We start from the raw sequence: 24,763 nt of genomic DNA, 5'->3' as shown, positions 1-24,763 counted from the left end.
GATTTCTATGACCCCGCAACAAGCAAGCGCCGCCGCATATGACATCTGCAAACTCGCACCCATCGTGCCGGTTCTGGTCGTGCATGACGTGGCCCATGCCCGCCCGCTGGCCGAGGCGCTGATCGCCGGTGGATTGCCCGCGCTTGAGGTGACATTGCGCACTGATGTCGCGTTGGACGTGATCGCAGAAATGGCCAAGGTCGAAGGCGGTGTTGTGGGCGCGGGCACCTTGCTAACGCCTGACGATGTGAAACGTGCGGTTGATGCGGGCGCGAAATTCGGTGTCTCTCCCGGTGCGACAGACAGGTTGCTACAAGCCGCTGAAGACATGGATTTACCGATGCTGCCCGGTGCCGCCACCGCGTCCGAGGCGATGCGCCTGCTGGAACGCGGCTATGACATGCTCAAGTTTTTTCCGGCAGAATCCTCGGGCGGCGCGCCTGCGTTGAAATCGCTCGCATCGCCATTGCCGCAAATCCGTTTCTGCCCGACAGGTGGTGTTAGCCCCGCCAACGCCGAAAGCTATCTGTCGCTGCCGAACGTGGTTTGTGCCGGTGGCAGCTGGGTCGCCCCCGACGCGCTGGTGCGCCAAGGCGACTGGGCGGCAATCACGGAATTGGCCCGCGCCGCCAGCAAGCTGGGCCGCTAAAGCGACGCAGCAGCGCGGCTGGCCTGATCGTATTGGCCTGAAATAGCACGCAAACGGGCGGCGATCTCGCGCAGGTCGTCGCCTTTCATATCTGTGCGGTCCAAATTGTCGATCAGGCAGGTGTTGCGCACCGCGCGATAGGCCTCGATCAGCTCGGCCCCTGTGGGCGACGTTCTGTAGAACACTTCTTTGCCCCGTTTATCGGCCTCAAGCAGCCCTGACTTCAGCAGCTTGCGCAGGGCATAGTTCACCGTGTGCGTGTCTTCGATGTTCAGCATAAAGCAGATGTCGGTCAGCCGCTTTTCGCGGCCCCGGTGATTGGTGTTGTGCAACACCAGAATTTCCAAAGGCGTCAGATCGGAATTTCCCGCCGCCGTCATACAGCGCGACATCCAGCGGCTGAACGCGTTATAGGCGATAATCATCCCGTACTCGAGCTCGGATGCCTCCCACCCTTCGCCCTCGGCCAAGTGGCGTGAAGATACAATCCTGCGAGAAGGTTGTGATTTTGCGTCTGACATACGGCACCTAAAGCTGATTATTGTTGCCGTTACGTTAGCGATTTGTGTACGTCATGCAATGTTCCGGGACCGGGTTTAGGGTATTTGATTTTAATATTAGCGGCCCAATTCTCGACGTATTCCATCATTAGATGTTACGCCGTTGCCATTGTGCAGCCTCGAATCTGGTGATCCTCTTTGGCTGTGCTGTCCAATCGGGTCGAACACAGGAGTACCAAGAATGCTCAAGGCCATCGCAGCCGCGATTTTTCTATTTTCCCTGCCTCAGGCCGGGGCGGCAGAGGGGCGCGAGTATCTTGGCTATGGGCGGCTGATCACCAACGACTACCTTGGCGACCTTCAAGACCGAGAGCGGACAGGCGCAGTGTCGTCGTCACGTGTGTGGGGGCCGGAATGGACGGGCGCGTTGCCCAAAGAGTTTGGCGAGCTGGTTGAATTGCGTCTTGGGATTGAGGTGCTGGCACCCGCGAACCTGACCCGCCCTTCCGCAGGATCGCGGCCTTGGGCCGGGGCCGTATCGGCAGGAATACATACACATTTCAAACCCAAGGGCATCGAATATACTGTTGGCGCATCCCTGTATGTGACCGGCCCGCAGACCGGTCTGGGCAGTTTGCAGCGCGAATTACACGAACTGATCGGTGATCCGCCCCCGACAGATAGCACCTTGGATAATCAGATCGAAAACGGTTTTCATCCAACCGTTCTGGTCGAGGTCGCGCGAACGATCCCGCTGGGCGAAAACATAGGCTTTCGTCCGTTTGTTGAAGGCCAGGCAGGCATTGAAACGATGATGCGTGCCGGGTTCGATGTGACATTCGGGTCAGCTGCACGAGACGCCTTTTTGGTGCGCGACAGCACATCAGGGCACCGCTACCGGGTGATTCAGAATGCCAAAAGCGCGGGCTATAGCTTTGTTGCGGGGGCCGATGTCGCCTATGTAAGCGACAGCACGTTCCTGCCTGAAAACCGTGGCTACATGCTGACCGATCACCGCGACCGGGTGCGGTTGGGCGTCCATTGGCAGGGCAAGAAAACATCGATTTTTTACGGCGCGACGTGGTTGGGGAAAGAATACGAAACCCAGCCTGACGATCAGGTCGTCGGATCGCTGCGCATCAATTTTTCATTCTAACACGGCCACACAACCTCGGGTTTATTGCCGCCAATGCACCGTCCTTGCAGCAAGGCCTGTGCGTGCTGCAAGGCGTTCGACAATTTAGCAGTTACTGTCTTTGCTTATTCCCCGTTCTTTGCTACTCTAAGGGTAATAAAAAAAACGATGAGGCAGTAGTATAGTGGCGAAAACAGGCTTTCGAGGCACGTTTGTCATTAGCTGGTCGCAGACTGACATAGACGGGCTAGACGCCGCGCCAGTGCAATCTCTCGAAGTAGGGGCTGCATGGGCATGGAGAGGCGACGCGATACGCGTTGACGGCCCATCTGACGTATTGCGGCTGGATCAGGCAGACGGCGCAGAAGAACTTCGTAAACGCGCGGCACGTATGGTGCACCGGCTTGTCGGTGCGGCGTTGGATAAAGACGCGCCAAAGGCACGCAAACACCACGGCGATGATCCGTTTAACATGTTGATGGATAACAGCTTTGTCGTCACCGATGGCGGCAAAAGCTATACCGTTACGTTGATCGAAGTCGGCGGTGGCAGTCAGCCGCTTGTGATGTTCATCGATGATATCCCGCCTCGCAACTGTGATCTTTGGATCGTGCACCATAGTCTCAGCACCACGTCCTTGGACAAGGTCGCACAGCAAAATGGCGGCGTGATTTGTTTCACACCCGGCACGTTGATCCGCACAGGGGACGGCGTGGCCCGGATCGAGGACTTGCACGAAGGCGATCTGGTGCAGACCAAAGACAACGGCATGCAGCCGGTTCGCTGGATCGGGAAACGCCGGATGAGTGGCGCGCGCCTGTTTACCATGCCGCAGCTGCGCCCCGTAAGGTTTCACGCCAATGCGCTGGGGCTTGCCCGTCCTGATCAGGATTTACTGGTCTCGCCCAGCCATCGCATATTGATCAAGGGCGAGGTCGCGCAGAACCTGTTCAACACTGACGAAGTGTTGGTGACTGCGCGCGATTTGATCAACGGGTCCAGTGTGACGGTCGATGCGCACGCGCGCGAAGTCACCTATATTCATCTGCTGCTGGATCAGCACCAGATCATGTGGGCGAATGGTGTCGAGACAGAAAGCTTTCACCCCGCATCCGCGGCACTGGACAGCTTGGATGCCAGCGACCGCGACCGCTTGATTGCAAATTACCCTGGTCTCAGCGCTGATCCGCACAGTTATGGCCGCTATGCCCGTAGAAATCTGTCGATGTCCGAGGCTGCGATCCTGCAACACGCTGCATAATGTGATTTTGGGCGGCGGTACTGCTGCCCGAAACCGTTTAGCTGTCCGCGCGGCTGTCGATCAACGCTTTGATGATCGCCTTGGCGCTGTCGCTTGACCAATCAGCATCCCCGCGCAGTCGCGCGATTTCGCGCCCCTCGGGGTCCAGGATCACCGTGATCGGCAGACCAAAGACGCCCATCTGGCTGGCAACCGCCTGTTTGGGGTCTTGATGACGGGGCAGGCTGTCAACGCCCGCTTCCTCAAAGAAACGTTTGATCCCGTCGGGTGAATTGCGACCCGTGGCAAGGGTCAGCACTTCGAAATCATCCCCGCCAAATTCATTTTGCAAGGCGTTCAACTGGGGCATTTCCTTGCGGCAGGGCGCACACCATGTGGCCCAGAAATTCAAAAGTACAAACTTTCCGCGCCAGTCTTCTAGGGTGGCGGTGCCCGCATCATCAGCCAGATCAAAGGCAACCGTTGACGTCGCCACAGGCGCGTCATGCACGACAAGTTTCTTCATGTCGCCGTCACGCAGCGCCGTGATGTCGGCTGTTTGCGCAAAGCTGGGGTTTGCACCGACCGCTAGGGCCGTATAAACGAGCGCGAGCATTATCTTTTTCATTTTCCCTCCGAGGGGTTGCCTGATGACCGATACGACTTCGAACAAAATGTGGGGTGGCCGTTTTGCCGCCGGACCAGACGCGATCATGGAGGCGATCAACGCCTCGATCTCGTTTGACCAACGCATGGCCGCCCAGGACATTGCCGGGTCGCGCGCCCATGCCGCCATGTTGGCTGCACAAGACATCATCAGTGATAGCGATGCCGATGCCATTCGGAAAGGCCTGCTCACGGTCTTGTCAGAGATCGAAGGCGGCACGTTTGCCTATTCGACCGCGCTGGAAGACATCCACATGAACGTTGAGGCGCGCCTGAAAGAGGTGATCGGTGAACCCGCGGGCCGCCTGCACACAGGCCGGTCGCGCAACGATCAGGTCGCGACGGATTTCAAACTGTGGGTGCGCGATCAATTTGATGCTGCCGAAAGCGGTTTGCTGGCGTTGATCCAAGCATTGTTGGGTCAGGCAGAGGCGGGTGCCGATTGGGTCATGCCCGGTTTCACCCATTTGCAAACCGCGCAGCCGGTCACGTGGGGCCATCATATGATGGCCTATGTTGAGATGTTCGGCCGCGATCTAAGCCGGATGCGCGATGCGCGGGCGCGGATGAATGAATCGCCTTTGGGGGCCGCTGCATTGGCTGGCACCTCCTTTCCCATCGACCGCGACATGACGGCGCAGGCGCTTGGATTTGACCGCCCGTCGGCCAATTCGCTGGATGCGGTTAGCGACCGTGACTTCGCGTTGGAATTCCTTGGGGCCGCGTCGATCTGCGCCATGCACCTAAGCCGCTTTGCCGAAGAGCTGGTGATCTGGTCGTCGGCACAATTCCGTTTCGTGACCCTGTCGGACCGGTTTTCGACCGGGTCCAGCATTATGCCGCAAAAGAAAAACCCTGATGCCGCAGAACTGATCCGCGCCAAAATTGGCCGTATCATGGGTGCCAATGTGGCACTGATGATGGTGATGAAGGGGCTGCCGCTGGCCTACTCCAAGGACATGCAGGAAGATAAAGAACAGGTATTCGACGCTGCCGACAACCTGATGCTGGCGCTGGCCGCGATGGAAGGCATGGTCAAAGACATGTCCGCAAACCGCGACAGCCTTGCCGCCGCGGCGGGGTCCGGTTTCTCGACCGCGACTGATCTGGCCGACTGGCTGGTGCGGGTGTTGGGCCTGCCGTTCCGCGATGCGCATCATATCACCGGATCGCTGGTGGCGCTGGCCGAAAAGAACGGTTGTGACCTGCCTGATCTGACGCTGGAGCAGATGAAAACTGCCCATGACGGGATTACGGCAGACGTGTTTGACGTGTTAGGCGTGGAAAATTCCGTCAATTCGCGTATGTCTTACGGGGGCACCGCGCCCGCACAGGTCCGCGCGCAGGTTGCCCGTTGGAAAGGGATCCTTGGATGAACCGCGCGATTGCGATTGTCATGCTGTTAACCCTTGCGGCTTGTGGCGCGGACGGAGAGCCGAAACCCCCGCACCCGCGCCAGCAACCATCAGTGACGGAGCCTGGGGTGTCGATCTCGGGCTCTGCCGAGTTTGGCGTGGTCAAAAAGTTTTAGGATGTCGATTTTGCGGATGATATATTTGGTGCTGGCCGTCTGGGGCGCGGTCCATCCGATGTATTATTTCATCACATGGTTCAGGACAAACGGGTTCGATATCATGGCGATGGTTGACGCGTGGCATGCCAATGCGGCGTCCAGCGGGCTGGTCTGGGATTTGACCATTGCCGCTGTCACCTTGACCGTTTGGATTATTGCCGAGGTGGCCGTGCGGCGAAATTGGGCGGCGCTGATTGCCATTCCCGCAACCTTTGGTATTGGGGTAAGCTGTGGCCTGCCTTTGTACCTATTTCTGCGGTCGGCCCCTGTAAAATAGCGTCGGAGCCTCCGGCGGGGATATTTGGGAGCCAGAGAAGATGGATCATTTCCTGTATCGCGACGGTGCGCTGTTCGCTGAGGATGTCGCCATTGCCGAGATTGCAGCGGCGGTAGGAACACCGTTTTACGTTTATTCCACAGCGACGTTGTTGCGGCATTTCAAGGCGTTTGATGATGCATTGGACGGAATGGACCATCTGGTGTGCTATGCCATGAAGGCGAATTCCAACCAGGCGGTTTTGCAGACCCTGGCCCAAGCAGGCGCGGGCATGGATGTGGTGTCAGCAGGGGAATATTTGCGCGCCAAGGCTGCAGGTGTGCCGGGCGACAAGATCGTGTTTTCGGGTGTGGGTAAAACCGCCGCTGAAATCCGGTTGGCGCTTGAGGGCGGTATTCGGCAATTCAACGTGGAATCCGAGCCCGAGATGGAAGTGCTGAACGCTGTTGCGCAATCGATGGGCGTGGTCGCGCCAATTACCATTCGTGTGAACCCCGATGTTGATGCCAAGACACATGCCAAGATTGCGACTGGCAAGTCCGAAAACAAATTCGGCATCCCCATTGCGCGTGCGCGTGAAGTATATGCCATGGCCGCCGGTATGGCGGGTCTAGAAGTTATCGGGATCGACGTGCATATCGGCAGCCAGTTGACCGATCTGGCCCCGTTCGAAATGGCCTATGACAAGGTTGCGGAGCTGACGGAAGTGTTGCGTGCCGACGGCCATACGATCAAACGTCTTGATCTGGGTGGCGGTCTGGGGATCCCCTATGAGCGCAGCAACGAGGCACCGCCCTTGCCCAGTGACTATGGCGCGATGGTGCAGCGCAAGCTGGGTCATCTGGGCTGCGAGATCGAGATTGAGCCGGGTCGTTTGATCGCGGGCAATGCAGGGCTGATGGTGAGCGAAGTCATTTATGTGAAGTCCGGCGAGGGGCGTGATTTCCTGATCCTAGATGGTGCGATGAATGATTTGATCCGCCCCGCGATGTACGAGGCGCACCATGATATCGTTCCGGTGGTCGAGCCCGCCGCAGGTGCGGAGCAGCAACCCTATGATGTTGTGGGCCCGGTCTGCGAATCCGGTGATACCTTTGCCAAGCAGCGCATGATGCCCAAGCTGGCTGCCGGTGATCTGGTCGCCTTCAGAAGTGCCGGCGCATATGGTGCAGTAATGAGCAGCGAGTATAATTCGCGCGCCCTTATTCCCGAGGTGTTGGTCAAGGGCGATCAATTTGCGGTTATTCGCGCACGCCCGACCTTTGACGAAATGATAAATCGCGATACCATCCCTGAATGGCTTTGACCGCGCGCTGCGTGTCAGCCACGCGGGAGATCGGTAGCAATGGCCCCATTCAAACACGATGATCAGCACCCCGGGCTTGCGAAAATTCGCGGGCCGCTTAGGCTGACATGGGCCGGAATGTGGGCTGAAAGCCTTGTTCGGGCGCTGTGGCCGGTGCTGACTGTCGTCTTGCTGGTGCTTGCGGCGCTGATGCTGGGCCTGCAAGATGTGGTATCTTTAGACGTTGTTTATGGTGCCGCAGCCGTTGTGTTTGCCGCCAGTGTAGCTGCGTTGATCTATGCGTTCCGCAGTTTTTACATGCCGACCCGCGCCGAGGCGCTTGCACGGTTGGATGCCAGTCTGCCGGGGCGGCCTATTCAGGCTTTGATGGATGATCAGGCGATTGGCGCGGGCGATGCGGCATCAATGGCGGTGTGGCAGGCGCACCAGAAACGCATGGCCGATCGGGCCGCAACTGCGCGGGCGGTGCCGGCTGACCTGCGGGTTTCGCGCCGTGATCCCTATGCCTTGCGCTATGTCGCACTGCTGCTTTTCGCAGTTGCGCTCGTGTTCGGGTCTGTTTTGCGCGTTGGGTCTGTGGCGGGCATGGTGCCGGGTGGTGGCGGTCTGGCCAGCGGTCCGGTCTGGGAGGGCTGGGCAGAGCCGCCGCGCTATACCGGCAAACCCACCTTGTATCTGGCTGATCTGGAGGAAGGGCCGCTGAGCCTGCCAAAGGGCACGTTGATCACCGTGCGGCTGTATGGCGAGGTTGGCGCACTTGAGGTGGTAGAAACGGTGTCGGGGCAGGGTCAATCTGCTGATGCGGACCCGGCCTTGGTGCTTGATTTCAAAGTGAACCAAAGCGGGGGGATTAGCATCGACGGCCCCGGCGGACGCAGCTGGGACGTCGCTATGTTGCCCGATGCCGTGCCAAAGGTCGAGATAGCGGGCGAGCCGCAGGTCGCTGCCTTGGGCGAAATGAGCCTGCCCTTTGCCGCCAGTGACGATTATGGCGTCGAAGCCGGAGAGGCGCGTATCAGCCTCGATCTGGCGTTAGTTGACCGGCGCTATGGTCTGGGAATTGAACCGGACGCACGGCCAGACCTGAGCGTTCCGCTGCCCATGCCGATCGCGGGCGGACGCACAAGTTTCGAAGAAAACCTGATCGAGGATTTTTCCAAGCACCCTTGGGCGAACCTGCCGGTGAAAATCAGCCTGAGCGTTTTGGATGCGTCAGAGCAGCAATTTACCACCGCGCCCAGCGACATGATTTTGCCGGGGCGACGGTTTTTTGATCCGCTGGCGGCGGCTGTAATTGAACAGCGCCGGGATTTGTTGTGGTCCAAGGCGAATGCGCCGCGATTGGTGCAATTGCTCAAGGCGGTGTCATACCGGCCCCAAGATGTGTTTCGCACCGAGACATCAGCCTTGCGTTTGCGTCGCCAGATTGACCGTTTGGACATTCGCGCCAAATACGGGCTGACGGATGATCTGCAAGCCGAGATCGCGGATGATCTGTGGGACTTGGCCATAGAGTTGGAGGAAGGGGTGTTGGCCGACGCATTAGAGCGGATGCGGCGCGCCCAAGAACGGTTGGCCGAAGCGATGAAAAACGGGGCCTCAAAGGAGGAAATCGCCGAGCTGATGGACGAGCTGCGTCGTGCGACGGAAGAGTACATGCAGCAGCTACAGCGTCAGCAGGCCGAAGACGGTGAACAGCAGCAGGGTCAGCAAGGCGAAACGATGCAGATGACCCAAGACGATCTGCAACGCATGATGGACCGCATCCAAGAGCTGATGGAGCAGGGGCGCATGGCCGAAGCCGAACAGGCCCTGCGCGAGCTGCAAGAGATGATGGAGAACATGCGCGTCACCGAAGGCCAGCCCGGCCAAGGGGGCGACAGCCCCGGCGAACAGGCGATGGAAGGCTTGGCCGATACTTTGCGCGAACAGCAAGAGCTAAGCGATCAGGCGTTCCGCGATCTTCAGGATCAGTTTAACCGGAATGAGAGCCCCGACCAGCCGGGGCAACAAGAAGGCCAACAGCCACAACAAGGTCAGCAACCGGGCGAGGGGCAAGAGCCGGGGCAGGGGCAGGATTCCATCGCCGAGCGGCAGCAAGAGTTGCGCAATGAGCTGAACCGTCAAGAGGGGCGATTGCCCGGCAAAGGATCAGCCGAGGGGGAGGCCGCGCGCGATGCATTGGACCGTGCGGGACGCGCCATGGATGATGCGGAACAAGCATTGCGCCAGAACGAATTGGCAGATGCCATCGATGATCAAGCCCGCGCGATGGAGGCGCTGCGTGACGGCATGCGTGCGCTTGGTGACGCCATTGCGCAAGAGCAGCAGCAACAAGCGGGCCAAGGCAGTGCCGAGGGCAATCAGCGGGCGGAGCAACGCGACCCGTTGGGGCGCGATCAATCGTCAAACGGGGGCGAAAGCACGCAAGGGGATCTGGCGTTGGACAATGACGCCTATGGCCGCGCGCGTGAATTACTAGATGAAATCCGCCGCCGTTCCGGAGAGACAGCGCGCCCGGAAGTCGAACGCGATTACCTTAACCGGCTTTTGGATCGGTTTTAACGCAGGGGCGCACGATGCCCTTAGCCGCCGGATTGAGACGCTTTCGTCTCTAACCAAAGCAAGAAATTTTGCACCGAGCTGTCCAGCGATACACGCGCCTGATTTACCGTCGCGACATAATCAGAAAGATAGGATTGAAGCTGGGGCACAGCCGCCGAAATCTGAGCGGCAAAAATATAGATAAGCAGCAGGATCGCCGCCAACACGATAACCATCGCAAAGCCGCGCTTGAACCCGCTTTGACGCCGTGCACCCGTATCTATGGTGGTGTCTTCCAGATCAGGATCCGCCGAGCGGCGCTCGTTTCCGGTGCGCAAAGTGGAATTGATTTCCTCGATATCGGGCAGTAGATCGCGCCGCGACGCAATGATCGCAGCGGTTGATACGGCTGCAGGTTCACTAGGCGTGGCATCGCCACGCAGTCGCGCGGTGCGTTCTTTGGCCAGTCGGGCACGTTCGTCCGGGTCGGGTTCATCCGATGCATCGCCAAGCCCGAGGTCGGGTTGGCTTTCCAGCACTTCGGTCTGTTTGCTTTGTCGGGCCAGTTTTTCGGCTTCGGCTTCTTGGCGCAAGATATCGGCGACCGACTGGTCAAGCTGTTTGCGTGTTGGTGCGGGCTTGGCCGGCGGCGCTGGTGGCGGGGCAGCCGTTTCCTCGTCCGGGGTCGGGGCTGTGTCGCCCAGCTCTCCGGGGGTGTCGTCGTCGGGTTGATAATCGGGGTGGTGCTGAAACCATGTTTGACCACAGTTGGAGCATTGCACATCCCGCCCTGCTGCGGGCACGACGTCATCGGGCACTTCGTATTGCGCATCACAATTGGGACAGATCAGTCTCATGTCGCGTCCCTACCCATTGAAAACTCCATCGTTTGCACGTGCTTGCCACCATATGACCTAGAAAACGGCAGTAAAAGTGCAATCTTCGTCGGGTGGGGGTGTTCGGGTGCATTGAAACCCATGCGGTGCTGAGGCACAACAGTCCAAAGCAAATGGGATATGCCTGTGATCGACTTTGAAAACGTGGCCTATAGTTACGGCGGAGGCGAGTTGTTGTCCGATATTTCGGTCAAGCTGGCACCGGGTTCATTTCACTTTCTAACGGGCCCGTCAGGGTCGGGTAAGACCACTTTGATGAAGCTGTGCTATGGCGCGCTGCTACCAACGGCAGGTCATGTGACGTTGTTTGGCAGCGATGCGCGCAACCTTGACCGCGATGACATTGCGATGGTGCGCCGCCGCGTCGGCGTCGTGCATCAAGATTGCCAGTTCCTGAACCACTTGTCTGTCGCTGAAAATATCGGCCTGCCTTTAACGGTGTCCGGTCGGCACGCGGAAACCGGGGGCGACGATCTGTCAGAGCTGCTGTCATGGGTCGGGCTTGCCAATCGCGCCAGCGCGCTGCCCCCTGAATTGTCGGGCGGAGAGCGGCAGCGCGCGGCGTTGGCCCGTGCGGTGATCATGTCGCCGGACGTGGTATTGGCCGACGAGCCGACCGGCAACGTCGATTGGGAAATGTCACAACGATTGCTACGGTTGCTGATCGAGCTGAACAAGATGGGCAAAACCGTCTTGATCGCGACCCACGACCTTGGCCTGATCCGCGCCACCAAGGCGCATGTGCAAGCCCGCGTGTTACGCATCGCCAACCGGCGCATTCAACTTGCGGGGGCGGATCTGTGAACATGTTTCAAGTCGCCATCGCGGCCCTTTGGACAGGGGACCGGCAAGCGGACCGCGTGGTCCCGCCTTCTGGATTTACGGCGCAGCTGACGTTGTTTGCGGCGGGGGCAATGGCGTTTCTGGCGGTCTTTGCGCTGGCGCTCTCGTTGGCGTCGGGCCGGCTGGCTACAATCTGGGGGCAGGAACTGGCCCGCACTGCGACGATCCGGGTGGTCGCGCCCATCGATCAACGCGCTGCCCAAACCGAAGCGGCCCTGCGCATTCTTGAGACGACCAAGGGCGTCGCCTCTGCCCGCGCCCTAACGGACGCTGAACAGCAGACCTTGTTGGCACCGTGGTTAGGCGAAGAACTGGCGATCGATGCATTGCCGGTTCCGCGCTTGATCGAGATCGTCGAGGATAACGAAGGTCTGGACCCCGAAGGCTTGCGGCTGCGTCTCGCCGCCGAGGTGCCGGGGGCCATTTTAGACGATCATAACCGCTGGCGCGCGCCGCTGGTCCAAGCTGCATCGCGCCTAAAGCTGCTGGGGTGGGTGTCGACGATCCTGATTGCGGCCACATTGGCGGCGATGGTGACGCTTGCCGCGAATGCCGCGCTATCAGCGAACGCGCAGGTGATTGCGGTCTTGCGGCTGGTCGGGGCCACGGACAGCTATATCGCCCAAGCCTTTATTCGACGTTTCACATTTCGGGCCCTCACAGGGGCCGCTGCGGGGACGGCGTTGGGGATGCTTGCCATGTTACTGCTGCCAAGCACGGATGACGTGGGCGGATTTTTGACCGGGCTTGGCTTTCAGGGGCGGCATTGGCTGGCCCCCTTGTTGATCCCTATTTTGGCTGGGGCTGTTGCCTTTGCCGCCACGGGTGCCGCTGCCAAACGTACACTAAAGGGACTTGCCTGATGCTCCAATGGATACGATCGCTTGCGTTTGTTGCGCTGTCCACAATCGCCATGCCGATTTTCGGGCTCGCCTTTGCGCCGTGGGCGATGTTTTCGCTGCGCGGTGCCTATGTCTGCTGCAAAAGCTATTCCCGTTTCATCATGTGGCTGGCGGAACATCTGGTCGGCATGCGCTGCGAAGTCCGCGGCACACCCCCGGTGGGCGAGGTTCTGATCGCGGCGAAACATCAGTCGTTCCTAGATATCATGATGATCTTTCAGGCGGTGCCGCTGGGGAAATTCATCATGAAAAAGGAAATCCTGTGGACGCCGGTGATCGGGCAATACGCAAAACGGATGAAGATGTACGCCGTTGACCGTGGCAAACGCGGGGCGGCGGTGGCGAAAATGCTTGAAGACGTCAAAGCAGGGCACGTTGAGGCAGGTCAGTTGATTATCTATTCCCAAGGTACCCGAGTGGCACCGGGTGTGTCTGCCCCCTATAAAAAGGGGACTGCGGCCTTGTACGAGCAAATGGGGCAAACCTGCGTGCCTGTCGCCACAAATGTCGGGTATTTTTGGCCACGTCGTGGGCTATACCGTCGGCCGGGCGTGGCAGTGGTTGAGTTTCTGGATCCCATCCCCGCGGGTCTACCACGGGATGAATTCATGACGCGCCTTGAACGGACCGTCGAAGCGCGGTCCGACGCGTTGTTGGACGAAGCAAAGTCCGGTGGCGCAGGGCGCTAACCCTATAAATTTGCGCGGACACCGAGCGGCAGTTTTTAACACCCGGGATTTCGAGATTTCCGAGAGTTCGGATGGGTGGGGCGCGAACCCCACCCAAGCGATCACATATGAATCGCGCCATCACCGCAGGCCAATGCCGCCTCGCGGACAGCCTCGGAATAGGTTGGGTGCGCGTGGCATGTCATAGCCAAGTCTTCGGCAGATGCGCCGAATTCCATGGCAACGCAGACCTCGTGGATCAGATCACCAGCCGCTGGCCCGATGATATGCGCACCCAGAATGCGGTCTGTTTCTTTGTCGGCAATAACTTTGACAAAGCCGTCACCGGCAAAGACTGCCTTGGCGCGCGCATTGCCCATAAAGCTGAACTTGCCAACCTTGTAGGCGCGGCCCGCTTCCTTGAGCTGTTCTTCGGTGGCACCGACGCTGGCGACCTCGGGGTGGGTATAGATCACACCGGGGATCACGCCGTAGTTCACGTGCCCGTGTTTGCCCGCCACAACCTCGGCGACGGCCATGCCTTCGTCTTCGGCCTTGTGGGCCAGCATCGGGCCCTCGATCACGTCACCGATCGCGTAGATACCGTTGATCGAAGTCTGCCAATGATCGTTCACGGCAATCTGGCCGCGTTTTGTCAGTTCGACGCCCAAACCATCAAGGCCCAGTCCGTCGTAAAACGGCTTGCGGCCTGTAGCGACCAGAACGACATCAGCGTCCAGCGTGTGTTCGCTGTCGTCCTTGCGCAGTTTATATGTCACCTTGGCCTTGGTTTTTGTGGCGTCGGTGCGTTGCACAGCGGCACCCATAACGAAATTGATGCCCTGCTTTTTCAGCAGTTTCATCAAGTTCTTTTGAACTTCGCCATCCATACCGGGCGTGATCGCATCCAGATATTCGACAACGGTGACTTCGGCCCCAAGCCGCGCATAGACGGAGCCAAGCTCCAGACCGATCACGCCGGCCCCGATCACGACCAGTTTCTTGGGCACCTTGTTCAGGGTCAGCGCGCCGGTTGATGTCACGACGACTTTCTCGTCGACCTCAACGCCGGGCAGGGAGGCTGGCTCTGATCCTGTTGCGATGATGATATTCTTGGCTTCGTGAATGTCGTCACCGACTTTGACCTTGCCGGGTTCTGGCACAGTGGCCCAGCCTTTGATCCAGTCGATTTTGTTCTTTTTGAACAGAAACTCGATGCCCTTGGTGTTGGTGTCGACGGTATTTTGCTTATACGCCAGCATCTGGTTCCAATCGACCGAGGGGCTTTTGCCTTTGAGACCCATATCGGCGAAGTTATGTTCCGCCTCGTGCAGCATATGGGTTGCGTGCAGCATGGCCTTGGACGGGATGCAGCCCACGTTCAGGCAGGTCCCGCCAAGGGTTTCGCGGCCTTCGACACAAGCCGTCTTGAGGCCCAATTGGGCGCAACGAATGGCGGATACGTAGCCGCCGGGGCCGGAGCCGATGATGATGACATCGTAGCTGGACATGGAAGGTCTCCTTGGTAGGTCGGGCGATTAATTGTTTCAGGCAACGTGCCGGTTGGAAAGTAAGCTATGGGGCGCTGCCCCCGTGCGCAAGCGCACGCCCCCGGGATTTATGGCCATTTGGAAGCTCAGAAGAGCGCTGCAATCAACATAAGAACAGTTGCGCCAAAGCCAACCGCCCAGATGATCGAGCGGCCCGGGCGCAAGCCATAGGCGTAGGCGGGGACATAGGCGATGCGGGCGGCCATAAACACCCAGGCGAGAAGTGCGGTGTAGGTGGTGCTTTGATCCGTGGTCTGGATGGCGAGCGATGCGATGCCGAACAGGATCAACGCCTCGAACATGTTGTTCATTGCGCGACCTAGCCGTGCCGTCCTGTCGGACATTTGGCGCGTAGGGGCGCGGTCACGGGCGGACAGGGTGTATCCCGCCCCCAATTCAAGGTTGGCGGGGATGGCATAGATGACGAAGGTTACCACCTGCACCAGCGCGGCGAGAATGAGGACGGTAAGTTCGGGGCCCATCGCAGCGTCCAGTTTCTAAAGTGCGAGGAAGTACAAGATAGCCGTGGCAGCAAAACCGGCGAGCCACACGAGGGTGCGCACCGCAGGGATGCCAAAGGCATAAACCGGCAGATAGACGATACGGGCGATCAAAAACACCTGCGCTGCCAGAAGGCTGGCCGAGCTGGTGCGGTCAAGCACCACCAGAATAAGGATCGCGGGCGCAAAGAGAGCCATGGCCGTAATGGAGTTGGCCAGCGCACGTTCGATCCGCGCCGTCATGCCGCTGACTGTCCGCGTTTCATCGCGTGACGAGATAAGATACCCAAGGCTAAGTTGCTGCATTCCGCCCAGCACCTGTAGCAGGATGGTCAGCAAAACCAGCAGACCGTAGGCGGCGAGTATTGTCGTTTCTGTCATGGTCGACCCCTTTGCGATTTAGGCGCGGGCGTTCTGCCCGCGCGCAGGTTTTATTTAGAGATCCATCAACAAACGACGAGGATCTTCCAGTGCTTCTTTGACGCGGACAAGGAAGGTCACAGCGCCTTTGCCATCGACAATACGGTGATCGTAGCTGAGCGCTAGATACATCATAGGACGGATCACGACCTGACCGTTGATCGCCATCGGGCGGTCCTGGATCTTGTGCATCCCAAGGATACCCGACTGTGGTGGGTTCAGGATCGGCGAGGACATCAGCGAGCCGTAAACACCACCGTTGGAGATGGTGAAGGTGCCGCCTTGCATTTCGGCCATCGACAGCTTGCCATCGCGGGCTTTTGCCCCCATTTCGCCGATCGATTTTTCGATGGTGGCAAAGGACATGTCTTGTGCGTCTTTAATCACCGGCACAACCAAGCCTGTCGGCGTACCAGCCGCGATGCCCATGTTGACGTAGTTCTTGTAGACCACATCGGTGCCGTCGATTTCGGCGTTCACTTCGGGGACTTCATGCAGGGCGTGGATACATGCCTTGGTGAAAAAGGACATGAAGCCGAGTTTCACGCCATGCTTTTTCAGGAACAGGTCTTTGTACTCGTTCCGCAGGGCCATAATCTCGGTCATGTCGACCTCGTTATAGGTGGTCAGCATGGCCGCGGTGTTCTGGCTGTCTTTCAGACGCTTGGCGATGGTTTGACGCAGACGGGTCATTTTCACCCGCTCTTCGCGCGAAGCGTCTTGCGGCGCAGAAGGCGCGCGTGGGGCAGCGGCGGGGGCTGACTTTGCTGCGGCAGTACCGGCTGCAACAGCCTTGGCAACGTCGTCTTTCATGACGCGGCCATCGCGGCCTGTGCCGGTGACCTGATCGCGCGTGATACCGGCTTCGGCCATAGCCTTTTTAGCGGATGGGGCGTCTTCGATATCACCGGAAGCAGGGGCTGCGGATGCTGCTGCTGGAGCATCAGCCTTTGGTGCGGGGGCGGCCACGCCGCCGGCCCCTTGGGCGATGACGGCAAGCTTGCCGTTGGCCTCGACCGTGGCACCCTCTTGGAACAGGATTTCGGTCAGGGTACCGGCAGCAGGGGCCGGAACCTCGACGCTGACCTTGTCGGTTTCCAGCTCGCACAGCATTTCGTCGGCCTCGACTGTATCACCGACCTTCTTGAACCATGTGCTGATTGTTGCTTCGGTCACGGATTCACCAAGGGTGGGGACCATGACATCAATGGCGTCACCGCCTGCGGTTGGTGCTTCGACTTTCGCCGCAGCCGCTGGTTTCTCTTGCTTGGTGGCAGGCTTTTCGCCGCCTTCAGAGATATTGGCAAGCAGGGCGTCGACGCCAACGGTCTCGCCTTCGGCGGCGACGATATCGGCCAGAGTGCCTGCAATCGGGCTGGGCACTTCGACGGTGACCTTGTCGGTTTCCAACTCGCACAGCATTTCGTCAACCTCGACCTGATCGCCGGGTTTTTTGAACCATGTTGCCACGGTCGCTTCGGTAACGGATTCACCCAGTGTCGGGACGCGTACTTCGCTTGTCATGGTTATTTTCCTTCGATGGTCAGCGCTTCGTCAACGAGGGCTGCTTGTTGTGCTTTGTGTTGTGAGGCCAGACCCGTTGCGGGCGACGCCGATGTGGCGCGACCTGCGTAAACGGGACGGGTGTGCGTGGCATCGATCCGGCCCAGAACCCATTCGATATTGGGTTCGATAAAGGTCCAGGCCCCTTGGTTTTTGGGCTCTTCCTGACACCAGACCATTTCTGCATTCTTGAACCGCTCCAGCTCCTTGACTGCGGATTGCGCAGGGAAGGGGTAGAACTGTTCGAAACGAAGCAGATAAATGTCTTTGATGCCGCGGGCGTCACGTTCTTCCAGCAGATCATAATAGACCTTGCCCGAACACATTACGACGCGCTTGATCTTGTCATCGGCAACCAGCTTGGTGTCCGAATTGCCCTGCTGCGCATCATCCCACAACACGCGGTGGAAACTGGAACCGGTGGTGAATTCCTCGGCCTTGCTGACGGCCATTTTGTGACGCAGCAGCGATTTCGGGGTCATCAGCATAAGCGGCTTGCGATAGCTGCGGTGCAGCTGCCGGCGCAGCAGGTGGAAATAGTTCGCAGGCGTGGTGCAGTTTGCCACGATCCAGTTGTCGCCGCCACACATGGTCAGGAAACGTTCGAGACGCGCGGAGGAGTGTTCAGGCCCTTGCCCCTCATAGCCGTGCGGCATGAGGCAAACGAGGCCGGACATGCGCAGCCATTTGCTTTCGCCCGAGCTGATGAACTGATCAAACATGATCTGCGCGCCATTGGCGAAATCACCGAATTGCGCTTCCCACAAGGTTAGCGCGTTCGGTTCAGCCAGCGAATAGCCATATTCGAAACCCAGAACCGCATATTCGGAGAGCATCGAATCGATGACCTCGTATTCAGCTTGGCCCTCGCGGATGTGGTTCAGCGGGTAATAGCGGTCTTCGTTTTCCTGGTTGATCAGGGCCGAATGCCGCTGAGAGAAAGTACCGCGAGCGGAGTCTTGGCCAGACAGGCGAACCTTGTACCCTTCGGTCAACAGCGAACCAAAGGCCAAGGCCTCGGCTGTGGCCCAGTCGAAACCTGAGCCGGATTTAAACATCTCGGCCTTGGCATCCAGCAACCGGTGAACGGTTTTATGCATCGGGAAATCGGTCGGCGCAGTTGTTAGCGCCTTGCCAATATCAGCCATGGTTTCTTTGGCGATGGCGGTTTTGCCGCGCTGGTATTTCTTTTCCTTGGCCTTATCGAGGTGGGACCATTTACCATCCAGCCAGTCGGCTTTGTTCGGGCGGTATTCTTTGCCGGCCTCGAATTCCGTGTTCAGCTTCTCTTGGAACGCGGCTTTCATATCCTCGATCTCGCCTTCGGGGATCAGCCCGTCTTTAACAAGGCGATCTGTATAAAGCGTCAGCGTTGTTTTTTGCTTTTTGATCTTTTTGTACATCACCGGGTTGGTGAACATCGGCTCGTCGCCTTCGTTGTGACCAAAGCGGCGGTAGCAGATGATATCCAGAACAACATCTTTGTGGAATTTTTGGCGGAATTCTGTGGCAACCCGTGCAGCGTGAACCACAGCTTCGGGATCATCACCATTGACGTGGAAGATCGGCGCTTCGACCACCAGCGCGTTGTCGGTGGGGTACGGGCTGGAGCGGCTGAAATGCGGTGCGGTGGTGAAACCGATCTGGTTGTTCACCACGATATGCATGGTGCCGCCGGTACGGTGGCCCCGCAGTCCTGACAACGCAAAACATTCAGCGACGACGCCCTGACCCGCAAAGGCCGCATCGCCGTGCAGAAGGATCGGCATAACCGAGCCGCGTTCCTTGTCTTTCAACTGGTCTTGCTTGGCGCGGACTTTACCCAGAACGACGGGGTTCACCGCCTCGAGGTGGGACGGGTTGGCGGTTAGCGACAAGTGAACGGTGTTGCCGTCAAATTCGCGGTCCGATGACGCGCCAAGATGATATTTCACATCGCCCGATCCATCAACATCTTCCGGCTTAAAGCTACCGCCCTGAAATTCGTTGAAAATCGCGCGGTAAGGTTTCTGCATAACGTTGGCGAGAACCGACAAACGGCCACGGTGTGGCATACCAATGACAATGTCTTTGACACCCAACTGGCCACCGCGTTTGATCACCTGTTCCATGGCTGGGATCAGGGATTCACCACCGTCCAGGCCGAACCGTTTCGTGCCCATGTATTTGACGTGCAGGAATTTTTCAAAGCCTTCAGCTTCGACCAGCTTGTTCAAAATCGCCTTGCGACCATTCTTGGTGAACTGGATTTCCTTGCCGTAGCCTTCGATCCGTTCTTTCAGCCAGGCGGCTTCGTCGGGGTTCGAAATATGCATGTATTGCAGGGCAAATGTGCCGCAATAGGTGCTTTTCACGATATCTACGATCTGCTTCATCGTGGCGATTTGCAGACCCAGAACATTGTCGATGAAAATCGGACGGTCCATGTCTTGCGGGCCGAATCCGTAGGCGGCAGGGTCAAGCTCGGGATGGCTTGTGTGTTCGCGCATGCCCAGCGGATCAAGGTCGGCGGCAAGGTGGCCGCGAATACGGTAGGCGCGGATCAACATCAAAGCGCGGATGCTGTCCAGAACGGCGCGCTGCACTTGGGCGTCTGACAGCTCGATGCTTTTGGCGGCGGCTTTTTCGGTGATCTTCTGACCGGCGGCCTTCGACTCAACGGGGGCGGGCCATTCACCTGTCAGCGCGGCGGTCAAATCGTCCTGCGGCACGGGTGGCCAATCGTTGCGCGCCCACGAGGCACCTGCGGCTTCGGCTTTTACGTCTGCGTCATCATCATCCATTGCACGGAAAAACGCCTGCCACGCCTGATCCACAGCGTTGGGATCATCTGCATACCGCGCATACATCGCTTCTAGGTAGGTGCTGTTCTGCCCTTCCAAAAAGGAAGAATCGTGGAACTGTTCGTTTTGCGGTTGGTCGGTCATGGCGATACCTCTGATGAGAGCGCGACGTTTGTATGGAAGAGGTCAGGCGGAGAATTCCCCGCCTGACCAAAGGGGTTTAGCCCTTGTTGATGGCTTCTTGTACAGCTTCGCCCAGTGTTGCGGGGCTGTCTGCAACAACGATACCGGCGGCTTTCATCGCTTCGATCTTGCTTTCTGCGTCGCCTTTACCACCAGCAACGATGGCACCAGCGTGGCCCATGCGACGGCCGGGAGGGGCTGTACGGCCTGCGATGAAACCGGCTGTTGGTTTCCAACGGCCTTTCTTCTTTTCATCGGCCAGGAACTGCGCGGCTTCTTCTTCGGCGGAGCCACCGATTTCACCGATCATGATGATCGACTGGGTTTCCGGATCGGCCAAGAACATCTCGAGGATATCGATATGTTCGGACCCTTTGATGGGGTCGCCGCCGATGCCGACAGCCGTGGATTGGCCCAGACCCAGATCGGATGTCTGTTTTACCGCTTCATAGGTCAGCGTGCCCGAACGCGATACAACACCGCAGGTGCCGCGCTTGTGGATGTGACCCGGCATGATGCCGATCTTGCAGGCGTCAGGTGTGATAACACCGGGGCAGTTTGGCCCGATCAGGCGCGATTTGGACCCGTCCAGCGCGCGCTTGACGCGCATCATGTCCAGAACCGGGATACCTTCGGTGATGCAGATGATCAGTTCCATTTCGGCGTCAATCGCCTCGAGGATGGAATCTGCTGCGAAGGGCGGTGGAACATAGATCACTGTAGCGTTTGCTTCAGTGACATGACGTGCTTCGTGGACAGAGTTGAAGACGGGCAGATCAAGGTGCGATTGCCCCCCTTTGCCGGGTGTCACGCCGCCAACCATTTTTGTGCCATAGGCGATGGCTTGCTCCGTGTGGAACGTGCCCTGAGACCCGGTAAGGCCCTGACAGATCACTTTGGTGTTTTCGTCTACGAGTACGGCCATTGTAATTTCCTATCTGTGGTTCGTAATGCCGAATGATCAGCATTGTTGTCTGAGAGGGCGTAGGCCCGTCGGTTTGTCGGGGCTGACTTAGGCCAATCCAGTTTGAAAATATGTCGCGTCGGGGGCGTTGTTGATGTCGCGGCCACTGTAGCATGCGCTACAACCGGCATCGCCAACGCGATACCGGCTGTAAATATTCAAACACATGCTCAAAGGGCGCTGCGTCACTTGGATTAACCCTTAACGGCTTTCACGATCTTTTGTGCGCCGTCTTTAAGATTGTCAGCGGCAATCACATCCAGACCCGAATTGTTGATGATCGCTTTGCCTTCGGCAACGTTTGTGCCTTCCAGACGGACAACCAGCGGCACTTTAAGACCGACCTCTTTGACGGCAGCCACAACACCCTCGGCGATAACATCGCAGCGCATAATGCCACCGAAGATGTTGACCAGGATGCCTTTGACCTGCGGGTCAGAGGTGATGATCTTGAACGCTTCGGTTACTTTCTCTTTGGTGGCACCGCCGCCAACATCAAGGAAGTTCGCAGGCTCGGCACCATACAGCTTGATGATGTCCATTGTGGCCATCGCCAGACCCGCGCCGTTCACCATACAACCGATTTCACCGTCAAGCGCGATGTAGTTCAGGTCGTACTTGGACGCCTCAAGCTCTTTCGCATCTTCTTCGGTGGTGTCGCGCAGTTCGGCGATGTCCCCGTGACGGTACATCGCGTTGCCATCAAAGCTGACCTTGGCGTCAAGCACCTTGAGGTCGCCACTGTCTGTGACGATCAGCGGGTTGATTTCCAGCATTTCCATGTCTTTTTCGACAAACGCTTTGTACAGCTGGCCCATCAGGGTCACGCATTGTTTCACTTGCTTGCCCTCAAGGCCCAGTGTGAACGCAATACGGCGGCCGTGGAATGGCTGATAGCCCGTTGCGGGGTCTACCGAAAAGCTGATGATTTTCTCAGGGGTCGATGCGGCGACCTCTTCGATGTCCATGCCGCCTTCGGTCGAACATACGAAGCCAACGCGGGATGTTTGGCGATCAACGAGCAGCGCAAGGTACAATTCTGTCTCAATGCCGGAACCGTCTTCGATGTAGATACGGTTGACTTGCTTGCCAGCAGGACCGGTTTGGTGCGTGACCAAAGTACGGCCCAGCATCTTCTTGGCTTCTTCGGCAGCTTCTTCAACCGATTTGGTCAGGCGTACGCCACCTTTTTCGCCAGCGTCGGCTTCCTTAAAGGACCCTTTGCCGCGACCACCTGCGTGGATCTGCGCCTTGACCACCCAAAGTGGGCCGTCCAATGCGCCAGCGGCTGTCTTTGCGTCTTCTGCTTTCAGTACGACGCGGCCGTCGGATACTGGCGCGCCATATGTGCGCAAAAGGGCTTTCGCCTGATATTCGTGGATGTTCATGAAAAACGGTCCCGTATTTGTTCCAGTCAAATCGCGGTATACGATTGAGTCTTGATACTGGGTAAACAGTTTTTCGCGGAAATACAGTTTTTTTCAAACAAAAGCGACATTTGTGATCACACGATAATTCTGTGTGATCACAAATATGCTCGGCCAGTCAGGAACGCCCTTTGAAACAGGGTGCCGATCGCTACTGGTTGAAACGATTTTACGGAAAACTTGATTCAATGCCCAGTAAATCAAGGGCTTTGATTTTGTACTGGTGACGGGGTTTTGTACTGAAACGCAATTTGACCAACGTGCCGCCAGCCGCGATTAGCGTGCAAATTCTCATTCAGCTCCGGCTAAACCTGTGCGGCGTGTTGTGGCGCAGCAGCGGCGCGCGCCACAACACAGATCTATTTCGGAATCAAAGCCCAGTAGTCCAGATCAAGCAGGACATCGGGGAGGTATTTGCCGTCTTCACCTTTCAGCTTGAACGGATCGCCGCCCTTGGTTGCCACCAAACGCAATCTGATCGCGCCGACGCCGGGTGCGGATGTGTCGGCTTTGTCCAAGACCTGGGACCAAGCGCGAATGGTGTCGCCGGACAGGCACGGGTTCGCATGCGCGCCGCCGTTCAACCCGACGACCATCTGCGCATTGGCCAAGCCGTTAAACGACAAAGCCCGCGCCATCGAAATCACATGCCCGCCATAAATCAGCCGCGACCCGTCGGGGCGCGCTGAGGTGTCGAAATGCACCTTGGCGGTGTTCTGCCATAGACGGGTGGCCATCATGTGTTCGGCTTCTTCGATTGTTACGCCGTCAACATGGTCAATCTTTTCGCCGATCTCGTAATCGCCCCAACGGTGCGGTTCGCCGGCCAAAGCGAAATCGTAGTTGGTGAAATCCAGATCATCGGGAATATGCAACTGGCCGACGCTAAGCGCCTTTGGCAGGTTTGGCACGACTTCGGCCGGGGCGGGGGCATTGATGTCGCGTTTGCGGACCATCACCCAGCGGACATATTCCAACACCTTGGTGTCGTCCTGATTATAGCCTGAGGTGCGCACATAGACGACGCCGGTTTTGCCGTTCGAATTTTGCTTTAGCCCGATGACCTCGGACACTGACCGCAGCGTATCACCGGGCCAAACGGGGGCCAGCCAGCGGCCTTGGGCATAGCCCAGATTGGCAACAGCATTCAGCGATACATCTGGCACGGTTTTGCCGAATACGATGTGAAAGGTGATCATATCGTCCATCGGGCTGAACGGCAGACCGCAGCTTTGCGCGAATTGATCGGATGAATACAGCGCGTGGCGTGCAGGATAAAGCGCATGATAAAGCGCCCGTTCGCCGCCTTTTACCGTGCGGGGTACCGCATGGTTGAGCTTTTGCCCGACCTTGTAATCTTCGAAAAACCGGCCTGCATTGGTTTTAGTGGCAGTCATCAGTGCGCCCCCAGTTTGGTTTCTGGGGTATAGGTGCCTTCGACTTCTTTTGTGACGGCCTGACCGCAGCGCATCACACCTGCGGCGTCATCCCATGTTTGGGTGGGGGTGCCGTACAGCTCCCACCCTTTATTCAGGGCTTCGGTGACCTTGTGGCAAAAGGCGGACGTGTCTTCTTCGGACAGGAAACGATAAAGCTTCATCAGTGTACTTTCAGATTAAGAGACGGGCGAGACACCAAGAAACATGTGTATCGCAATAGTAATGATCACCATAACCACCGTGATCACGGCCAAACGGATATATGTCGCTTTGCCGGCGGCGGCGGGCGGTGTCCAATCGGGTTCGGCTTTGTTGATCAGAATGACGGCCCCCACAGCCCAAGCAAGCATGCCGCCGAACAGGATGATCGAGGCCAGATCGCCGTTGACCAGCAGATGTGCTACAGCCCAGATTTTTACAGCCATCAATTGCGGGTGCCGGGTTTTATAGGCAGGCCATGCTTTGGCCCCTTTGGCAGCACTTGATCCATAGACCCAAAAGGCCAGCACCATCAGCAGGTTGTTGATGTGGGTGAAAAAGCTGGGCGGATACCAGACGTTGATAAACGCGGCACCACGATAGCCAATGATGATCAGCACAAGCGCAGCGACAATCGCCACCGCAATCACGCCATTGCCCTTGTTGCCTAGGGCGGCGCGTTGGTCCGGCATTAGCCGCTTGAAATAATGCGCACCGACCCAAAGGATCATGCCGAGGATCAAAAGTGCCATCATG

The 24,763-nt window shown here is 58.0% G+C and carries 24 protein-coding genes; 11 read left to right on the top strand and 13 right to left on the bottom strand.

What is annotated here, in order from left to right:
- Window positions 1-7: 7 nt before the first annotated feature.
- Window positions 8-649 carry a bifunctional 4-hydroxy-2-oxoglutarate aldolase/2-dehydro-3-deoxy-phosphogluconate aldolase gene (gene eda, locus KZZ06_RS04815; RefSeq protein WP_219578911.1) on the top strand — a complete coding sequence of 214 codons (642 nt, stop codon included), beginning with the start codon at window positions 8-10 and terminating at the stop codon, window positions 647-649.
- On the opposite strand, the gene KZZ06_RS04810 is transcribed toward eda, so the two are convergent.
- On the bottom strand, window positions 646-1,170 hold the full coding sequence (locus KZZ06_RS04810; RefSeq protein ID WP_219578910.1) for a winged helix DNA-binding protein: 525 nt from the start codon (window positions 1,168-1,170) through the stop codon (window positions 646-648). The genes eda and KZZ06_RS04810 overlap by 4 nt on opposite strands.
- A 220-nt stretch (window positions 1,171-1,390) precedes the next feature.
- Here KZZ06_RS04810 and KZZ06_RS04805 point away from each other — a divergent pair, with 220 nt between their 5' ends.
- On the top strand, window positions 1,391-2,305 hold the full coding sequence (locus KZZ06_RS04805; RefSeq protein ID WP_219578909.1) for a lipid A-modifier LpxR family protein: 915 nt from the start codon (window positions 1,391-1,393) through the stop codon (window positions 2,303-2,305).
- A 163-nt stretch (window positions 2,306-2,468) separates the two neighbouring features.
- A complete protein-coding gene (locus tag KZZ06_RS04800; protein WP_219578908.1) occupies window positions 2,469-3,545 on the top strand; it encodes a Hint domain-containing protein in 1,077 nt (358 codons plus the stop codon).
- Between the two features lie 37 nt (window positions 3,546-3,582).
- On the opposite strand, the gene KZZ06_RS04795 is transcribed toward KZZ06_RS04800, so the two are convergent.
- A complete protein-coding gene (locus KZZ06_RS04795; RefSeq protein ID WP_219578907.1) occupies window positions 3,583-4,152 on the bottom strand; it encodes a TlpA disulfide reductase family protein in 570 nt (189 codons plus the stop codon).
- Window positions 4,153-4,174: 22 nt separating this feature from the next.
- Between KZZ06_RS04795 and argH the strand changes: the two genes are divergently transcribed.
- Genes argH through KZZ06_RS04770 form a run of 5 tightly spaced genes read left to right on the top strand, consistent with a single transcriptional unit; the run spans window position 4,175 to window position 9,911 of the window.
- Window positions 4,175-5,566: an argininosuccinate lyase gene (argH, locus tag KZZ06_RS04790; protein WP_219578906.1), complete on the top strand. Its 1,392-nt coding sequence runs from the start codon at window positions 4,175-4,177 to the stop codon at window positions 5,564-5,566.
- Complete coding sequence (locus KZZ06_RS04785) at window positions 5,563-5,721, top strand: argininosuccinate lyase (RefSeq protein WP_219578905.1); 159 nt, start codon at window positions 5,563-5,565, stop codon at window positions 5,719-5,721. The genes argH and KZZ06_RS04785 overlap by 4 nt, the downstream gene beginning before the upstream one ends.
- Before the next feature lies 1 nt (window position 5,722).
- Entirely contained in the window at window positions 5,723-6,040 is a 318-nt protein-coding gene (locus KZZ06_RS04780) for a DUF2834 domain-containing protein (RefSeq protein WP_219578904.1), read from the top strand.
- 40 nt (window positions 6,041-6,080) lie between these two features.
- On the top strand, window positions 6,081-7,346 hold the full coding sequence (gene lysA, locus KZZ06_RS04775) for a diaminopimelate decarboxylase (RefSeq protein ID WP_219578903.1): 1,266 nt from the start codon (window positions 6,081-6,083) through the stop codon (window positions 7,344-7,346).
- Between the two features lie 39 nt (window positions 7,347-7,385).
- Window positions 7,386-9,911 (top strand): TIGR02302 family protein, encoded by a 2,526-nt coding sequence (locus tag KZZ06_RS04770; protein ID WP_219578902.1) that lies wholly within the window; start codon window positions 7,386-7,388, stop codon window positions 9,909-9,911.
- A 20-nt stretch (window positions 9,912-9,931) separates the two neighbouring features.
- Here the strand turns inward: KZZ06_RS04770 and KZZ06_RS04765 are convergent, their stop codons facing one another.
- On the bottom strand, window positions 9,932-10,747 hold the full coding sequence (locus KZZ06_RS04765; protein ID WP_219578901.1) for a zinc-ribbon domain-containing protein: 816 nt from the start codon (window positions 10,745-10,747) through the stop codon (window positions 9,932-9,934).
- Between the two features lie 165 nt (window positions 10,748-10,912).
- Here KZZ06_RS04765 and KZZ06_RS04760 point away from each other — a divergent pair, with 165 nt between their 5' ends.
- Genes KZZ06_RS04760 through KZZ06_RS04750 form a run of 3 tightly spaced genes read left to right on the top strand, consistent with a single transcriptional unit; the run spans window position 10,913 to window position 13,220 of the window.
- Window positions 10,913-11,590 (top strand): cell division ATP-binding protein FtsE, encoded by a 678-nt coding sequence (locus KZZ06_RS04760; protein ID WP_219579281.1) that lies wholly within the window; start codon window positions 10,913-10,915, stop codon window positions 11,588-11,590.
- Window positions 11,591-11,592: 2 nt separating this feature from the next.
- Window positions 11,593-12,492, top strand: a complete 900-nt coding sequence (locus KZZ06_RS04755; RefSeq protein WP_219579280.1) for an ABC transporter permease — start codon at window positions 11,593-11,595, stop codon at window positions 12,490-12,492.
- Complete coding sequence (locus KZZ06_RS04750; RefSeq protein WP_219578900.1) at window positions 12,492-13,220, top strand: 1-acyl-sn-glycerol-3-phosphate acyltransferase; 729 nt, start codon at window positions 12,492-12,494, stop codon at window positions 13,218-13,220. Before KZZ06_RS04755 ends, KZZ06_RS04750 begins: the two co-directional genes overlap by 1 nt.
- Before the next feature lie 101 nt (window positions 13,221-13,321).
- On the opposite strand, the gene lpdA is transcribed toward KZZ06_RS04750, so the two are convergent.
- From lpdA to KZZ06_RS04700, 10 genes are all read right to left on the bottom strand, one after another.
- Window positions 13,322-14,710, bottom strand: a complete 1,389-nt coding sequence (gene lpdA, locus KZZ06_RS04745; protein ID WP_219578899.1) for a dihydrolipoyl dehydrogenase — start codon at window positions 14,708-14,710, stop codon at window positions 13,322-13,324.
- 125 nt (window positions 14,711-14,835) lie between these two features.
- The gene (locus KZZ06_RS04740; protein ID WP_219578898.1) at window positions 14,836-15,231 is read right to left on the bottom strand and encodes an MAPEG family protein; all 396 of its coding nucleotides are present in this window, start codon (window positions 15,229-15,231) and stop codon (window positions 14,836-14,838) included.
- A 15-nt stretch (window positions 15,232-15,246) separates the two neighbouring features.
- Window positions 15,247-15,630, bottom strand: a complete 384-nt coding sequence (locus KZZ06_RS04735; RefSeq protein ID WP_219578897.1) for an MAPEG family protein — start codon at window positions 15,628-15,630, stop codon at window positions 15,247-15,249.
- Window positions 15,631-15,684: 54 nt separating this feature from the next.
- On the bottom strand, window positions 15,685-17,193 hold the full coding sequence (gene odhB, locus KZZ06_RS04730; RefSeq protein ID WP_219578896.1) for a 2-oxoglutarate dehydrogenase complex dihydrolipoyllysine-residue succinyltransferase: 1,509 nt from the start codon (window positions 17,191-17,193) through the stop codon (window positions 15,685-15,687).
- Between the two features lie 2 nt (window positions 17,194-17,195).
- Entirely contained in the window at window positions 17,196-20,159 is a 2,964-nt protein-coding gene (locus KZZ06_RS04725; protein WP_219578895.1) for a 2-oxoglutarate dehydrogenase E1 component, read from the bottom strand.
- 76 nt (window positions 20,160-20,235) lie between these two features.
- Complete coding sequence (gene sucD, locus KZZ06_RS04720) at window positions 20,236-21,123, bottom strand: succinate--CoA ligase subunit alpha (protein ID WP_219578894.1); 888 nt, start codon at window positions 21,121-21,123, stop codon at window positions 20,236-20,238.
- A 233-nt stretch (window positions 21,124-21,356) separates the two neighbouring features.
- Window positions 21,357-22,550, bottom strand: coding sequence for an ADP-forming succinate--CoA ligase subunit beta (gene sucC, locus KZZ06_RS04715; RefSeq protein WP_219578893.1), 1,194 nt, complete (start codon window positions 22,548-22,550; stop codon window positions 21,357-21,359).
- A 398-nt stretch (window positions 22,551-22,948) separates the two neighbouring features.
- Window positions 22,949-23,986, bottom strand: coding sequence for a MaoC family dehydratase (locus KZZ06_RS04710; protein ID WP_219578892.1), 1,038 nt, complete (start codon window positions 23,984-23,986; stop codon window positions 22,949-22,951).
- Window positions 23,986-24,189 (bottom strand): DUF1737 domain-containing protein, encoded by a 204-nt coding sequence (locus tag KZZ06_RS04705; protein WP_219578891.1) that lies wholly within the window; start codon window positions 24,187-24,189, stop codon window positions 23,986-23,988. Before KZZ06_RS04705 ends, KZZ06_RS04710 begins: the two co-directional genes overlap by 1 nt.
- A gap of 15 nt (window positions 24,190-24,204) precedes the next feature.
- Entirely contained in the window at window positions 24,205-24,762 is a 558-nt protein-coding gene (locus tag KZZ06_RS04700; protein WP_219578890.1) for an NnrU family protein, read from the bottom strand.
- Between the last annotated feature and the right edge of the window lies 1 nt (window position 24,763).

Origin of the sequence: Sulfitobacter sp. CW3, assembly GCF_019392245.1 — a bacterium.
Lineage (GTDB): Bacteria > Pseudomonadota > Alphaproteobacteria > Rhodobacterales > Rhodobacteraceae > Sulfitobacter.
The sequence above is the reverse complement of the archived record's forward strand: the minus strand, read 5'-3'. Positions and strand labels throughout refer to the sequence as shown.

Bases quoted from the DNA above. Each gene is read 5' to 3' on its own strand.
- eda (WP_219578911.1), top strand. From the start codon at position 8: ATGACCCCGCAACAAGCAAGCGCCGCCGCATATGACATCTGCAAACTC.
- KZZ06_RS04810 (WP_219578910.1), bottom strand. From the start codon at position 1,170: ATGTCAGACGCAAAATCACAACCTTCTCGCAGGATTGTATCTTCACGC.
- KZZ06_RS04805 (WP_219578909.1), top strand. From the start codon at position 1,391: ATGCTCAAGGCCATCGCAGCCGCGATTTTTCTATTTTCCCTGCCTCAG.
- KZZ06_RS04795 (WP_219578907.1), bottom strand. From the start codon at position 4,152: ATGAAAAAGATAATGCTCGCGCTCGTTTATACGGCCCTAGCGGTCGGT.
- argH (WP_219578906.1), top strand. From the start codon at position 4,175: ATGACCGATACGACTTCGAACAAAATGTGGGGTGGCCGTTTTGCCGCC.
- KZZ06_RS04785 (WP_219578905.1), top strand. From the start codon at position 5,563: ATGAACCGCGCGATTGCGATTGTCATGCTGTTAACCCTTGCGGCTTGT.
- KZZ06_RS04780 (WP_219578904.1), top strand. From the start codon at position 5,723: ATGTCGATTTTGCGGATGATATATTTGGTGCTGGCCGTCTGGGGCGCG.
- lysA (WP_219578903.1), top strand. From the start codon at position 6,081: ATGGATCATTTCCTGTATCGCGACGGTGCGCTGTTCGCTGAGGATGTC.
- KZZ06_RS04770 (WP_219578902.1), top strand. From the start codon at position 7,386: ATGGCCCCATTCAAACACGATGATCAGCACCCCGGGCTTGCGAAAATT.
- KZZ06_RS04765 (WP_219578901.1), bottom strand. From the start codon at position 10,747: ATGAGACTGATCTGTCCCAATTGTGATGCGCAATACGAAGTGCCCGAT.
- KZZ06_RS04755 (WP_219579280.1), top strand. From the start codon at position 11,593: ATGTTTCAAGTCGCCATCGCGGCCCTTTGGACAGGGGACCGGCAAGCG.
- KZZ06_RS04750 (WP_219578900.1), top strand. From the start codon at position 12,492: ATGCTCCAATGGATACGATCGCTTGCGTTTGTTGCGCTGTCCACAATC.
- lpdA (WP_219578899.1), bottom strand. From the start codon at position 14,710: ATGTCCAGCTACGATGTCATCATCATCGGCTCCGGCCCCGGCGGCTAC.
- KZZ06_RS04740 (WP_219578898.1), bottom strand. From the start codon at position 15,231: ATGGGCCCCGAACTTACCGTCCTCATTCTCGCCGCGCTGGTGCAGGTG.
- KZZ06_RS04735 (WP_219578897.1), bottom strand. From the start codon at position 15,630: ATGACAGAAACGACAATACTCGCCGCCTACGGTCTGCTGGTTTTGCTG.
- odhB (WP_219578896.1), bottom strand. From the start codon at position 17,193: ATGACAAGCGAAGTACGCGTCCCGACACTGGGTGAATCCGTTACCGAA.
- KZZ06_RS04725 (WP_219578895.1), bottom strand. From the start codon at position 20,159: ATGACCGACCAACCGCAAAACGAACAGTTCCACGATTCTTCCTTTTTG.
- sucD (WP_219578894.1), bottom strand. From the start codon at position 21,123: ATGGCCGTACTCGTAGACGAAAACACCAAAGTGATCTGTCAGGGCCTT.
- sucC (WP_219578893.1), bottom strand. From the start codon at position 22,550: ATGAACATCCACGAATATCAGGCGAAAGCCCTTTTGCGCACATATGGC.
- KZZ06_RS04710 (WP_219578892.1), bottom strand. From the start codon at position 23,986: ATGACTGCCACTAAAACCAATGCAGGCCGGTTTTTCGAAGATTACAAG.
- KZZ06_RS04705 (WP_219578891.1), bottom strand. From the start codon at position 24,189: ATGAAGCTTTATCGTTTCCTGTCCGAAGAAGACACGTCCGCCTTTTGC.
- KZZ06_RS04700 (WP_219578890.1), bottom strand. From the start codon at position 24,762: ATGATGGCACTTTTGATCCTCGGCATGATCCTTTGGGTCGGTGCGCAT.